This window comes from Haloferula rosea (assembly GCF_016595525.1).
GTDB classification, from domain to species: Bacteria; Verrucomicrobiota; Verrucomicrobiia; order Verrucomicrobiales; family Akkermansiaceae; genus Haloferula; species Haloferula rosea.
On the sequence record NZ_JAENII010000005.1, the window covers coordinates 180,367 to 194,490 of the forward strand.

Here is a 14,124-nt window from a genome sequence, read left to right on the forward strand (position 1 = left end):
CTCTAGTGGCTGAATCGCTGCAGGTCTAGGGTCATCGGGTAGTCTTTGCTGGGAACCGCAGGCAGGGGTTCGATGCGTCCCGGCGTGCGGTTCAGAACGGTGAATCGTGAACGACGACGGCTCTCGGCGACGAAGGCGTTCAATGGGAAGTCCTCGAAGGATCGGCCGCCCGGGTGGGTGACGTGGTATTGGCAGCCGCCGACGGATCGCTGGTTCCATGAATCGACGAGGTCGAAGGTGAGTGGCGAGTCGATCGGCTTGGTCGGGTGGAGGGCGGAGTAGGGTGCCCATGCCCGGAAGCGGATGCCGGCGACAAACTCGCCCTGCCTGCCGGTCGGATGAAGCGGGACGCTGTGCCCGTTGCAGCACAGGATGTGGCGGGAATCGGTCAGGCCCTGCAGCTTGACCTGCACCCGCTCGACGGATGAGTCGACGTAGCGGGATGTTCCCCCGCTTCCCTGTTCCTCTCCGAGGACGTGCCATGGCTCGATGGCCTGCCGGAGTTCGAGGTGGAGGTTGCGGGTCTCCAGCTCGCCGATCAGGGGGAAGCGGAATTCATGGTGGGGCTCGAACCAGGCCGGGTCGAATGCCATGCCGTGTTCGTTGAGGTCGGTGATGATCTCGTTGAGGTCATCCTTGATGAAATGGGGAAGCATCCAGCGGTCGTGGATGGAGGTGCCCCAGCGGACGAGCTTCTGGGTGCACGGTTCATCCCAGAATCGCGCGATGAGTCCCCGGATGAGCAGTTGTTGCGCGAGCGACATGTCGGCGTGGGGCGGCATTTCGAATCCGCGCAATTCGACGAGACCGAGACGACCGGTCGAGCTGTCGGGACTGAACAGCTTGTCGATGCACAGCTCCACCCGGTGGGTGTTCCCGGTGAGGTCGACCATGTGGTTGCGCAGGACGCGGTCGATGATCCACTGCGTGTTCTCACGGGTGGTGTCGCCCTTCGGCACTGCATCGAGGGCGGTCTCCAGTTCGTAGAGCGTCTCGTTGCGGCTTTCATCGAGGCGGGGTGCCTGTGAGGTGGGGCCGATGAAGAGTCCGGAAAAGAGGTAGGAGAGGGAAGGGTGGTTGTTGAAGGTGCGGATCAGGGATGGGAGGAGATCGGGACGACGGAGGAAGGGGGACTCGAGCGGAGTCGAGCCGCCGACCACGATGTGGTTTCCGCCGCCGGTGCCGGAGTGGCGTCCATCCTGCATGAACTTCTCCGTGCCGAGTCCGATGCTACGGGCTTCCTCGTAGATGGCGCGGGTGCGGGAGGTGAGTTGGTTCCAATCCGATGATGGGTGGATGTTCACTTCGATGACGCCGGGGTCCGGTGTCACTGAGAACGAGGCGATCCGTGGGTCGGACGGTGGCTTGTAGCCCTCGATGCGGACCGGGGTGCCGAGGGACTTGGCGGATTCCTCGATGGCGGAGATGAGTTCCAGATAGTGGTCCGCCTTGACCAGGGGTGGCATGAAGACGTGGAGTCTTCCGTCGCGTGGTTCGACGCAGAGGCCGGTGCGGATCCGGCCTGAGGCGGATTCGCCGGGCTGCGGCTCGGCCAGGGCGTCGAGCTGTTGCTTGGAAATCGGGCGGTCACCGGGGCGGTCTCCGGCCTCGTGACCGGGGCTCTGTCCGCGAACCTGGGTGGAGTGGGTGCCCGTGCGACGGTGGGCCCCGGGTGGAAGGATGCGGTTTTCCGGGAATGGCTCGCGCGGGATGGCGGGATCGTAGGGTTCGAGGATGGGCTGGTCGGAGCGCTCGGCCCATGGGAGCCCGTCGATCGGAAGCCGGTAGCCCATCGGGTGGTTTCCGGGCGCCAGATAGAACTCCTCGTCGCGGGTGAACCACGGGCCGGTGAGCCATTCGTCCGGATGCGTTCCACGGGCGAGCGGAAGGAGGTAGCCGACCGCGGTGCCCAGCCCTTGATCGAAGACCTTGGCGATGGTTTTCCGTTCGAGTTCGTCATCGAGCCTCGGGTCGTCGACACTGACATTCATCGGCAGGCGACGTTCCTTCCACATGTAGTAGAAGATGTCTTCATAGGCGGCCCGGATGTGGTCGGTTGGGAGATCGAGGTTGGCCGCGAGTTCCTTGGCGAAGGCCTCCGCTTCGGCGGCGCCGAAGCCATAGTTCACCCGGTGGTTGGCAATGAGGTCGAGGTCGTTCCAGATGGGAATACCATCCGTCCGCCAGTAGGATGAATACGCCCAGCGAGGGAGGGGTTCACCCGGATACCATTTTCCCTGGCCGTGATGGAGAAAACCTCCAGGGGAGAACTTGTGGTGCAGTCTTCTGAGGAGTTGGTCGGCGTAGAGTTCTTTGGTCGGCCCCAGGGCATCGGTGTTCCATTCATCCGCATCCATGTCGGTGGCGGAAACGAAGGTGGGTTCACCTCCCATGGTGAGGCGGATGTCCGACTTGCGCAGGCGTTTGTCGATGGAGTGGCCGAGTCGGTCGATTTCCTCGGTCTGCTCTTCCGTGTAGGGCAGGGTGACGCGCGGGGTCTCCCGCACGCGGCGGACATGCATGTCGAACTCGAACTTGGTCTTGATCTTCTCCTGGGTCATCAGCGAGCCGCTGACCGGGGCGGAGTTCGAGTAGTGGGCGGTGGCGCTCAGTGGGATATGGCCTTCGCCGGTGAGGAGACCGGAGGTGGGGTCGAGCCCGACCCATCCCGCGCCGGGCAGATAGACCTCGGCCCAGGCATGCAGGTCGGTAAAGTCGTCGGACGGGCCTTCCGGACCTTCATCGATGGGTTTCTGGTCGGCTTTGAGCTGGATCAGGTATCCCGAGCAGAAGCGGGCGGCGATGCCGAAGCTGCGCATCACCTGGACCAGCAACCAAGCGGAGTCGCGGCACGACCCGGAGCCCAGCTCGAGGGTCTGTTCCGGTGACTGGACGCCCGGCTCCATGCGGATCTTGTAGCTCACGGCGTTGCCGACGGCCTGGTTGATGGCGACGAGAAAGTCATTCGTCGGCATCTCCTGCTTGGCGGGCAGGGATTCGAAGAATTTCCGGTAGCGTGGACCGTTGACCGTCTTGCGGAAGAATGGGGCGAGGTCGTCCTCGATCTCCTCGGGATAGGTGAAGGGCACCTTCTCGGCGTAGTCCTCGAGGAAGAAATCGAAGGGGTTGATCGTGGCAAGGTCGGCGATGAGGTCGACCTCGAACGAGAACTCGGTCACGGGCTCGGGGAAGACGATCCTTGCAAGGAAGTTGCCGTGGGGGTCCTGCTGCCAGTTGATGAAGTGCTTCTCCGGCGTGATCTTCAGCGAGTAGGCGGGTACGGCAGTGCGCGAGTGGGCCGCGGGCCGGAGCCGGATCGTTTGCGGGCCGAGCTGGACGGGCTTGGCGTATTGATAGGAGGTCCGGTGATGAAGCGAGCAGTGGATGGCCATGGGAGTGCGTCACTCCTAAGCTGGATTCGGGCCGAAATAGCAAGAAGCAGTATGGAAAAGTCTTCGTCCGGGTTCGTTGATCCGAGTGTGATGAGTCGAGTTGATGCCAGTAAGATCGTTGGTATGAGTTGGGCTCATTCTGGAGGGAGTGCGACCGCCGTGGACGCAAAACGGTCCGACCAGGAGCTGGTCGGACCGTGAAAGGATGGGGGGCGATCCCGGATCGAGGAATCACTCCGGATCCTTGTTCCCGATCTTGTGGCTGTTCAGATACTTGATCGGCTCCTTGCCGTCGTATTCCACGCCATCGATGAAGTCCTTGGTCGCCGGTTTGAAGCCGTCGGTCTCCCATGGGATGTCTTCCTTTTGGATCTTTTCTTCCTCAAGGAGCATCTTGGCGGCCGCGAGGTAGATGTCGGGCTTGTAGACTTCCTTGGCGGTTTCGAGATACCAGTCCTTGCTCTTGGCCTCGGTGATCTGGCCCCAGCGGCGCATTTGGGTCAGGAACCAGATGCCGTCGGAGTACCAGGGGTAGGTGCACTGGTGCTTAAAGAAGACGTTGAAGTCAGGCATGGTCCGCTTGTCGGTTTTCTGGAAAAGGAAGTAGCCGGTCATCGAGTTCTTGATGACGTCATAGTCGGCTCCAACGTAGTCCGGGCGGGAGAGGATGCGTGCGGCTTCCTCGCGGTTGACGAGTTCGCCGGCCTCATTGGTTTCGTCGAGCCATTGGCCGGCGAGGATGAGTGCTTTGGTGACGGCGAGGTAGGTCTGGGGGTTCTCGTCCGCCCATTCCTTGCTCACGCCGAAGACCTTTTCGGGGTTGTTCTTCCAGATGTCGTAGTTGGTGGTCACCGGGACACCGATGCCCTTGGCGACGGCCTGTTGGTTCCATGGTTCACCCACGCAGTAGCCCTGGATGTTGCCGGCTTCGAGAGTGGCGGGCATCATGGGTGGAGGGGTGACGGAGAGCTCGACTTCGGCATCGGTACGGCCACCGATGTCGGTCTTGGTATACATGCCGGGATGGATGCCAGCGGCAGCAAGCCAGTAGCGGATCTCGTAGTTATGGGTCGAGGTGGGGAACACCATGCCCATTTGAAGTTTCTCGCCGTCCTCGAGTTTCTCCTCGACGATGGGCTTCAGTGAGTCGGCAGTGATTGGATGGGGAGGCGTCGGGGAGTCGAGCTTCGCGTCGTTCTCCTGCATCTGGCTCCAGATGTCATTGGATACGGTGATGCCGTTGCCGTTCAGGTCCATGGTGAAGGCCGTGATGATGTGGGCCTTGGTCCCGAATCCGATGGTGGCGGCGATGGGCTGCCCGGAGAGCATGTGGGCGCCATCGAGTTCGCCGGAGATGACATTGTCGAGCAGGGTCTTCCAGTTGGGCTGGGCGATGACCTCGACCTGCAGGCCTTCATCCTCGAAGAAGCCTTTCTCCTTGGCGATGACGATGGGGGCGCAGTCGGTAAGCTTGATGAAGCCGAACTTCAGTTCGTCCTTTTCGACATCGAGTTGGTCGGCGTGGCAGAGGCCGACGGCGACGCTGGTGGCAAGTATGGTGTGCTTGAGTTGCATGGTTGGATGTGAGTGTTCGTTCCGTCTCCCATCGAGCGGATGGCATGCCATGTCTTGTCCTGGCTCATGAACGACGAAGCTGGATTTTCATCGCCCGGGTGAATGCTGCTAATGGTAGCGAAAGCAACTGGTTCCCAGTGTGGCGCGAGCGGGTGGATCCGGTCCGTTGAGAGGATGAATGGTCGGATTGCCCGGTGGTCATGAGTGAATGGCATCGACTGTTGCGCTCGTGATCCGTCCTGCTCATGGCACGGGTGCGGCTCTCCTGTCGAAACGCTGGGGTAAGAGATGCCGTCCCACTCGCGGGCCTGGGGATCTGCGACGGAGATAGCCTACGTGTTCCGCTTGTCCCGCCGGTTTCTTACTGGCTTGAGTGCCTGAATCGGCCGCCTCAGGCCGGGAGGAGCATCTTTTCCGAAGCGCGGAAGAGGTCCTGCCTGTAAAGGCGGGTGAGGGGAGGTGAGGTGGTCTCCGGAAGGAGTCCGGTGCCGCGCATGCCGGCAAGGAACCAGGATGCCTTTTCGGCGGTGGGTTGATTCAGGTCGTTGCCGTAGAAGAGGTGGAAGTCGCTGGCGTCGAGGTTGCCCCTGCCACTGACGAACGAGGGACCGAGGCTATTGAAAAGGGTGGCTTCCGAACAGCCGGTGTATTCCGGGCGGGCGAGGATGGACACCAGTTCATCGCGGAAATCCGGTTGCTGGCAGAGACGGCAGGCGTGCAGGAGTGCGGCGCCCATGGCGATCACGTCGTCCCGCTGTTCGTTCACCAGTTGTCCATCGACGATGAGGATTTTTTCGGGGTGGCCTGTCGACAGTTCCGAGGACGTCGCGGGGCACCAGCCGTAGTTCTTGAGGATCGATTCTGAATTCCATGGCTCGCCGACGCAGTAGCCATCGATATGGCTCGCGGCCAGACTGGCGGGCATCAGCGGTGGCGGGAGGAAGACGATCTCCACATCGCGGCCCGGCTCGACGCCATGGCGGCGTAGCCATGAGTGGAGGAGGATGTGGTGCGAGGAGTAGCGGTGGGCGGCGGCGAGGGTGAGCGGTCGTTGCTTCTTCCACCGGTGTTTGATGAAGGGGGCGAGGCCGGATCCGTCTCCGATGCTGTCTGCAGGCAGATCATTTGACAGGGTGATCGCATTCCCGTGGGCGCTCATGACCAATGGTACCGAGATCTCCCGGCGGAGTTTGGTGAGACCCATGGAGAGGTAAAAGGCGATGCCGGCGATGGACTGGGCGGCGTCGAGTTCGCCATAGAAGAGCATGTCCCGAATGGTTGCCCATCCAGGTTGTTTGGAGAGGGTGACGGATACCCCGTAGGAGCGGAAGAGTCCGAGTTCCTTGGCTACGGCAACCGGCGCACAATCATTGAGAGGAACGAATCCAAGTCGAATGGATGAGCGCGAGTCGGTATGTGCCATGAAGAAGTCGTAAGCGGAAAGAGTGCCAAGTCCGGGGTATTGGCATGTTCTCTGCTCGGTTGTGGCAGAATTAGATGAATATCGTTCATGAGTGAAGTCCTTCCCGATTTGAGACAGTTGCGGGCCTTTGTGGCTGTGGCGGACGAGGGAAGCTTCACGCTTGCGGCCAAGAAGCTGTTTCTGACCCAGTCGGCGATCAGTCACTCGATGCGCGCGCTCGAGGACAGTCTCGGTTGCCGTCTTCTCTCCCGCCTTGGGAAGAAGACCGTCCTTACGGAAGAGGGGGCGGTGCTGTTGCGCCGATGCCGATCGATCCTCGCTGAGCTCGAGCAGGTGGGACGCGAGCTGGATGGCTTGAAGCGCTGGGGGCAAAGCCGAATTCGGATCGGGGCTCCCCATTCCTTGTGCCAATTCTTGCTCCCGACGGTTCTCCGTGAGTTTCGCGATTGCTTTCCCCGCTGTGAGCCGTCGATCGAGGCGGGCGACACGGACGCCTTGCTGGAACGGCTCGACGATCATGAGTTGGACGTCGTCCTGGGGCTTCAGCCCAGTGTGCCGCGGGAGAAGGGAGCTCGCGCCTTGTTCCGCGATCGGATGACCTTCGTGGTGCCACCGGTTCATCCCTGGGCGGAAACCGGGGTTCCTGACACGAATGACTTCGAGCATACGCAGTTCATCATCTATGCGCGGGCGACGGGCACCCATCGTCTGGTGGAGAACCACTTCGCCGAGCTCGGGATCCGGCCCAAGGCTCCTCTGGTGCTGGGGGACATGGAAGCGATCAAGGAGATGTCCAAGATCGGGATCGGTGTGGGGATCGTCGCCGATTGGGTGGTGAAGCGCGAGGTGGATGAAGGAACGCTGGTCGCCTTGCCGGCTTCGGAAGGTCACGAGATCGAACGGGAGTGGGCGATTTTCTGGAACGACGAGCGTCCTTTGAGCCTCGTCGAGGAGACGTTCGCGGGGATTTCGGGGATGGTGGGTGAAGCGCTGGCCGGGAAGTAGGGCCACCAAGGCTTCCGGTTTCACCGACGGCCATGCAGGTGATTTGGAAATCACCGGTCCCGCCTGCGATTGAAGGAGGTATGGGTGATGGCACGGAATCCTGCAACCGGAGGCGCTTTTCCCACCGAAAGCATTATCGGTGGCCAATCCTGCTGTCCCTGCCCTCGGCAGCCATGGCCGTGGTGCTGGGCATCTCTTTCGGAATGAATGGGTTCTTCGCCGGCGTCTATGCGGGGGTCGGGCTCACGGCCCTGACTCTGGTCTCCGTGAGGCTGGCCTTTCTGTGGCGTGACGGAGAATGAAGGGCGGTCTCAACCTGCCGGCTGCGACTGATCCATGCGGACGATCCGGAAGCGGCCGTCCGGCAGGGGCATGACCGTATCGCACCAATGGGCGGCTTGGTGCCGGTAGTGGAATTGCACTCCACGAACCTTGCGCTTGGTGAGGAACTGGAAGGCTTCATCAAGCTGGATGGTTGGAGCTTGGCCAACGTATCCGGGGCCGAACTTCGGGATGACCTCAATGACCTGGGTGTGTTCTCCGATGTCGGTGATCAGTTGCGAGAGGGTGTTCTCGTCGATTTCCGATTGGTGGAGCTCGGGCAGCGGGGGGGTGTCGGACATGATCTCAGGATGTGACGAACAGGGCGAGTGTGCAATTGGCGAGCTCCTGAAGGTACTGCTCCCGTAGTGCGACGAGTCGGTGGTGAAGGGGACAGGGCGGATTCTCACCGCAGTAGTTCGGCCCGAACGGGCAACGGAGGCTGTCATCGACACTCTCGAACACGCGCACCACTTCGATGAGTTGGATTTTGTCGGGGGATCTCGCCAGCCGGTAGCCTCCGCCCGGACCCCGACTGCCGGTGACCAGTCCGGCCTGTGAGAGCAGGGTCATCACCTTGGCGACGGTCATCTTCGGGTAGTTGCGGAGCTTGGCGATCTCGGTGGAGGATAGAGCGGTGGCATCGGTGTGACATTCCGCAAGAGCGCTCAAGGCACTTACGGCGCAGCCGCTCATCTTTCCGTATCCAATCATCCGTTGCGAGTTCCCGAAACCTTCTTCGTGAAGACTGGAATAGCAACCTTCAACAGTAGGGTGTAGATCATCAGGCCTCCTGCCCAGATGCCGGCCGTGACTTTCCACTCCGTGGCACTCGGGACGTACTCGACCCACTCGTGGAGGGTGGAGGGAATGAAGCCGGGAATGATGAGGCCCATTCCTTTCTCGATCCAGACGCCGATGAAGACGAGCACGCAGGCGATGTCGAGGGTCCAGAGGTGTTCGTGGACCTTGGGGCGCAGCAGCAGCACGGCCCCGATGACCATGAACGCGGCCGAGGTCCAGATCCATGGGACGAGGGCATTCCGTCCATCGTGGCCGAAGTAGAGATACTGCGAGGAAACGGCATGGGCTCCGCCGGTGTAGAACGCGGTGAAAATCTCCGACGCCATCATGATGAGGTTGATGAGAATCGTGATCCTCATGATCCCGGTCAGGGTGCGGATCGAGCCTTCGCCGACCTTGAACTTGGTCAGGCGGCGGATGAGTTGGAGGACGACAACGATGAAGGCGGGCCCGGCGACGAAGGCTGAGGTCAGGAAACGAGGAGCCAGCAACGCGGTGTTCCAGAAGGGGCGCCCGCCGAGACCGCAGTAGAGGAACGCGGTCACGGTGTGAATGGAGATGGCCCAGGCGATGCTGATGAATACGAATGGAACATACCATTTGCGTTCGGGCGTTTCTCCGAGGAAGCGCTTGTAGAGCAGGTAGCCGCAGATGTGCAGGTTGAGAAGCAGGTAGCCGTTCAGGACAATGACGTCCCATGTCAGCATGGAAACAGGCCAGTTGAACTTTCCGACAAATGGCATCAGGTGCCAGAAGCGGTCGGGGCGCCCGAGGTCGACGACGACGAAGAGCAGGCACATGACGATGGAGGCGATGGCCAGCAGTTCGCCGATGATGACCGTATCGTGCATGTCGCGGTCATGGTAGATGTAGGCGGGAATGACCATCATCACGCCTCCTGCGGCGAGGCCGACGAGAAAGGTGAAGTTGGCGATGTAGAGTCCCCATGAAACGTGGTCGTTCATCGCGGTGACGACCATGCCTTGCTCCACCTGGACGGCCCACGCGTGGACTCCGACGAGGGAGATGGCGGTCAGCACGATCATCCATGCGTAGAAGAGCCAACTGCCTTCCGTGCACAGCTTGAAGGCCAGCTTGAGGAACTGGAGGTAGCTGGTGGCGTGGAACTTCGCGTCGTGGTGCGGCGGCTCCTCCTCGGAGGTGATGCTGTTGGAACTCATGGCCTCAATCGAAGAAGTAGAAGAAGTTCGGCTTGGTTCCGAGTTCCTCCTTGAGCACGTAGACCCGTTTGGTGTCGAGGACCTTGCGGATCTCGGACTTCGGGTCGAGCAGGTTGCCGAAGATCCGGGCACCTGTCGGGCAGGCCTCAAGGCAAGCCGGCATCTGTCCTTCGCGGGTGCGGTGAAGGCAGAAGGTGCACTTCTCCATCACACCCTGGGGCCGGATGCGGTTGCTCAGATAGCTTTGGTTCGGATTGATTTCCTCCTTTGGAATCTCCGGTTTGGTCCAGTTGAAGCGGCGTGCATGGTAGGGGCAGGCGGCTTCGCAGTAGCGGCAGCCGATGCACCAGTCGTAGTCGACGACCACGATGCCGTCGTCTTCCTTCCAAGTCGCCTCGACCGGGCAGACATCCACGCAGGGTGGGTTGTCGCACTGCTGGCACTGCACCGGCATGTAGAACTTGTCCGGGTGGGGGACGGGGTGGTCGTAGTGTGCATTGCCGTGCTCCATGTCCATCGAGCCTTTCTGCATTTCGAGGACGCGGATGTAGGAGTTGCCGGATGCACGATCGTGATTGTTCTCGTGGTGGCAGGCTTCGGCGCAGCGCCGGCAGCCGATGCAGATGCTGAGATTCAGTGCGTAGCCGAACTTGACGCCCTTCTGGGGGCGGTGGTCGCCGATGGTGACCTTGGCACCGTAATTCTTGTGCGCGTCCTCCTCGAGTCGGGCGAGGACCTGCTTGAGTCCGTCCTCGTCGAGTTCCCGGTAGTGATTCTGGAGGAACTGCTCGACCGATGTCTCCTCGCGGGTCCAGTTGGCAAGCGGCGACAGGGCCTTGGCGAAGGCCGCGGCACCGAGGGTCACCCCGGTCGCCTTCAGCAAGTTGCGGCGGTTCAGGATGCTCTCGCCGGATGACTTGCATCCGCAGCCTGATCCGCATCCGCCGGAAGATGAATCACTCATGGTTCTCGTGGTGGGAAGATGGGGTGTCGTGGGTGGCTGGGTTTTCGCCGATGACGGGTTTGGGAGGAAAAACGGGGGTGACGGTCGGGAACTTCGGGTGGTGGGGGTCGTGGCAATCGATGCAGGTGTTCCGGGTGCGACCGCCACGGGTGAGATCCCAGTAGCCCGTCATCCCACCATGCATTCCATTCTGATAGTCGCGGTGCTGCAGAGCGTGGCACTGCGAGCACAAGGTCATGCTTTCGTTCAGTGCGATCGCCCGCCCATCCGCCTGCTTGAGCGTGTTGTAGTCTTCGGAATTGTGGCAGCTCAGGCATGTCTGGTTGCCGTGGTCATACTTGAGTCCCTGGTGGAATTCCTCGAGGGCGCTGCCGCTGTTGGCCTGATAGTTGGGGTCGCGGTTGTCGTGGCAGGTGGCACAGGCGACCATCACCGGCTTGCCGTGGGCATCCAGTTCACCGGTTGCCACAAGCGGTTGGATGTCGGGCTGGCGGATGGTGACCGGATGAAGCTCACCGCCTCCCGAGGCTTCCGTGGTGACCCGTCCGGGCTTCCAGTCGTCCGATTTCATCCATGTCGACACCAAGGCTGCCACGAAGCCGATCCCGATTACGGCAATCACTCCAAAGAACACCAGGTTTCCTCCTCGTCTATTCTGCGCCATCCGACTAGCTTGGGCGACCTCATGCCACCTTTCGACCTCTCGTTTAGGGATTCGGCGGTAAGGAATCAAGGAAAAGAGAAAGTCTTTTCTTGTATTGCGGGGGGCGGCAAGCTCTAGTCGAACTTGCCGAAAGGCGAACCCAAGAGGCCATGCCTGTGAACGGACTCATGCTCACTCTAACCGAAGACTCCCGAAGTGCGTCCACTGTGCGTGCCCGCCTGGCGGAGTGTCCGCAAATCGAGGTGGGCCTGATCGAAGATCGCTGGATGTCGGTGGTTGTCGACGCGGCGAACCAAGGGCAGGCCAAGGAGCTTCACCGCTGGCTTGAGTCGCTTGATGAGGTCGATCAGGTCGAAGTGATTTGTGTGACCCTGAACGAAGATTCCAATTCCGAGAACGATGAATGACACGCTTGAGCGACGCTCGTTTCTGAAGTCCACAGCGCTGGCTGCAGCCAGTGCGGCGGTGGTGCGCAAGGCCAAGGGAGAGGCGTCGGTGCCGACGGTCCCGGATGGTTTGAAATGGGACAAGGCTCCTTGTCGGTTCTGTGGCACCGGTTGCCATGTGAAGGTCGGAGTGCAGGAGGGCAAGGTGGTGGCGATCGCCGGGCATCCGGAAGCGGAGGTCAACAAGGGTCTTCTCTGCGTGAAGGGATACCATGTCGGAGGCATTCTTTACGGCAAGGACAGGCTCAAGCATCCGATGTTGCGCCGCAACGGGGTGATGGAACGGATCAGCTGGGATGAGGCCATCGACGTGGCTGCGCGGAAGATCATGGAGGCCCCCGAGGCATTCGGTTTTTATGGGTCGGGGCAGTGGACAATCCCCGAGGGTTATGCGGCGCAGAAGTTCATGCGGGCCGGGCTTTCGAACAATCACATCGAGCCCAACGCGCGTCTGTGCATGGCGTCGGCGGTGACCGGATTCGTATCGACTTATGGGGTGGACGAGCCTGCGGGTTGCTATGACGACCTCGATGAGTGCGATGTGCTCATCATGTGGGGGAACAACATGGCGGAGATGCATCCGGTGCTCTTCTCCCGCGTGATCGACCGACGGACACGCGGCGAAAAGGTGACGATCATTGATTGCGGGACGCGGCGTACGCGGACGACGGAGTTTGCAGACCACTACATGGAGTTCCGTCCGCAATCGGATCTGGCGATTGCCAACTGCATTGCCCAGCAACTCATCGCGCGTGAGAAGTGGGACAAGGATTTCGTCGAGAAGCACTGTGCCTTCCGGGCTGATGAGAATGAGGCCGAGCCCACGCTGATGGGGGTGGCGATCAGCTTCGATGATTTCAAGAAACGCATCGCGAAATACACTCCCGAGCATGTCTCGGAAGTTTCCGGCCTGAGTGTCGAGGAGCTTGTCCAGCTCGCTGATCTGTTCGCGGATCCGAAGCTGAAGATCACCTCCACGTGGTGCATGGGGATGAACCAGCACACCCGCGGAACGGCGATCAACCGGTTGGTGCACGGCATTCATTTGCTGAGCGGTCATTTCGGTACCCCGGGCAATGCCCCGACTTCTCTAACGGGCCAACCCTCGGCCTGTGGAACGGCTCGTGAAGTGGGTACGCTGTGCCACGCGCTTCCAGGTGGCCGTCTCATTGCCAAGGATGAGCACCGTGCCCAGTGTGAGGAGCACTGGAAGGTGGAGGCGGGTCGGATCAACCCGAAGCCGGGATACCACACTGCCTTGTTATGGGAGAAATTCTGCACGCCCACCGATCAGGGGGGGGACATCCGCTCGATGCTCGTGCAGGTGACCAACCCCGGGCAGTCACTTCCGAATCTGGTCAAGCTGTTCGAGAACAAGAAGGGGTTGGAGGACAAGTTCCTGATGGTTTCGGACTGCTATCCGACTCCCACGACCGAGCTGGCCGATCTGATCCTTCCGGCTGCGATGTGGGTCGAGAAGAACGGTGTCTATGGCAACTCGGAGCGGCGGACCCAGCAGTGGTTCAAGATGGTTGAGCCACCGGGAGAAGCTCGTGAGGACGTCTGGATGACGATTGCCATCGCCCGTCGGATGTATGAGCTCGGGTTTCCCGGGATGCGGGATGCTTCCGGAAATTTCCTGTTCCAGTTCAAGGACGACTCGGGGAATGAGATCCCAGCCTGGGAGTATGAGCGCTTCCACGAGATCAACGTCGACCGCTCGCTCTACGAGGACTACCGTCCCCTGAGCCACATGAAGCACAAGCATGTCGCTCCGTATGACGTGCTGGTCAAACACACCGGTCTACGCTGGCCGGTGGTGAAGCAGGATGACGGGTCCTACCGCGAAACGCGTTTCCGTTTTTCCGAGTTCGATGACCCCTTCGTGAAGAAGGGGAATGAGTTCGAGTTCTACCACTCCACGAGTGGCGATGGCCGCGCGCAGATCTGGTTCTGTCCGTTCGAGCGTCATCCGGAAGAGCCAACGGATGAGTATCCCTATTGGTTCTGCACGGGTCGGGTGCTGGAGCACTGGCATACGGCTTCGATGACCATGCGGGTGCCGCAATTGCGCGGTGCGATGCCGAATGCCTACGTGGAGATCCACCCTGACGACGCCCTTGAGGCGGGGATCGGCAACGGAGATGAGGTCGAGGTGTCCACTCGTCGGGGAAGCTTGAAGCTGACGGCGTGGATCAATGGTCGGGGCAGTCCACCTCGGGGCAGCCTTTTCGTGCCGTTCTTCGACGAGAAGCGTCTGGCCAATCTGCTGACTCTTGACGCCCTTTGTCCGATTTCCAAGGAGCCGGACTACAAGAAGTGTGCTGCCCGGATCCGGAAGGTCTGACC

General features: G+C 60.9%; 11 protein-coding genes. 3 read left to right on the plus strand and 8 right to left on the minus strand.

What is annotated here, in order from left to right; all coding sequences use genetic code 11:
- Positions 1-2: 2 nt before the first annotated feature.
- The 3 genes from JIN81_RS08700 to JIN81_RS08710 form a co-directional block, all read right to left on the minus strand.
- Positions 3-3,392 (minus strand): transglutaminase family protein, encoded by a 3,390-nt coding sequence (locus JIN81_RS08700; protein ID WP_200278543.1) that lies wholly within the window; start codon positions 3,390-3,392, stop codon positions 3-5.
- Positions 3,393-3,623: 231 nt separating this feature from the next.
- Positions 3,624-4,967 carry a CmpA/NrtA family ABC transporter substrate-binding protein gene (locus tag JIN81_RS08705; RefSeq protein WP_200278544.1) on the minus strand — a complete coding sequence of 448 codons (1,344 nt, stop codon included), beginning with the start codon at positions 4,965-4,967 and terminating at the stop codon, positions 3,624-3,626.
- A 391-nt stretch (positions 4,968-5,358) separates the two neighbouring features.
- Positions 5,359-6,390 carry a CmpA/NrtA family ABC transporter substrate-binding protein gene (locus JIN81_RS08710; RefSeq protein WP_200278545.1) on the minus strand — a complete coding sequence of 344 codons (1,032 nt, stop codon included), beginning with the start codon at positions 6,388-6,390 and terminating at the stop codon, positions 5,359-5,361.
- A gap of 87 nt (positions 6,391-6,477) precedes the next feature.
- On the opposite strand from JIN81_RS08710, the gene JIN81_RS08715 reads away from it, so the two are divergent.
- Positions 6,478-7,395, plus strand: coding sequence for a LysR family transcriptional regulator (locus tag JIN81_RS08715; protein WP_200278546.1), 918 nt, complete (start codon positions 6,478-6,480; stop codon positions 7,393-7,395).
- Between the two features lie 311 nt (positions 7,396-7,706).
- Here JIN81_RS08715 and JIN81_RS08720 read toward each other — a convergent pair whose 3' ends face one another.
- Genes JIN81_RS08720 through JIN81_RS08740 form a run of 5 tightly spaced genes read right to left on the minus strand, consistent with a single transcriptional unit; the run spans position 7,707 to position 11,287 of the window.
- Positions 7,707-8,018, minus strand: a complete 312-nt coding sequence (locus JIN81_RS08720) for a hypothetical protein (RefSeq protein WP_200278547.1) — start codon at positions 8,016-8,018, stop codon at positions 7,707-7,709.
- Between the two features lie 4 nt (positions 8,019-8,022).
- Positions 8,023-8,412, minus strand: a complete 390-nt coding sequence (locus tag JIN81_RS08725) for an RrF2 family transcriptional regulator (RefSeq protein WP_200278548.1) — start codon at positions 8,410-8,412, stop codon at positions 8,023-8,025.
- Between the two features lie 14 nt (positions 8,413-8,426).
- On the minus strand, positions 8,427-9,701 hold the full coding sequence (dsrP, locus tag JIN81_RS08730; RefSeq protein WP_200278549.1) for a sulfate reduction electron transfer complex DsrMKJOP subunit DsrP: 1,275 nt from the start codon (positions 9,699-9,701) through the stop codon (positions 8,427-8,429).
- A 4-nt stretch (positions 9,702-9,705) separates the two neighbouring features.
- A complete protein-coding gene (locus JIN81_RS08735; protein ID WP_200278550.1) occupies positions 9,706-10,665 on the minus strand; it encodes a 4Fe-4S dicluster domain-containing protein in 960 nt (319 codons plus the stop codon).
- Complete coding sequence (locus JIN81_RS08740) at positions 10,658-11,287, minus strand: hypothetical protein (RefSeq protein ID WP_234044602.1); 630 nt, start codon at positions 11,285-11,287, stop codon at positions 10,658-10,660. The genes JIN81_RS08735 and JIN81_RS08740 overlap by 8 nt, the downstream gene beginning before the upstream one ends.
- Before the next feature lie 209 nt (positions 11,288-11,496).
- Here JIN81_RS08740 and JIN81_RS08745 point away from each other — a divergent pair, with 209 nt between their 5' ends.
- Complete coding sequence (locus tag JIN81_RS08745) at positions 11,497-11,736, plus strand: hypothetical protein (protein WP_234044603.1); 240 nt, start codon at positions 11,497-11,499, stop codon at positions 11,734-11,736.
- Positions 11,729-14,122 carry a molybdopterin-dependent oxidoreductase gene (locus JIN81_RS08750; RefSeq protein ID WP_234044604.1) on the plus strand — a complete coding sequence of 798 codons (2,394 nt, stop codon included), beginning with the start codon at positions 11,729-11,731 and terminating at the stop codon, positions 14,120-14,122. The genes JIN81_RS08745 and JIN81_RS08750 overlap by 8 nt, the downstream gene beginning before the upstream one ends.
- Positions 14,123-14,124 lie beyond the last annotated feature (2 nt).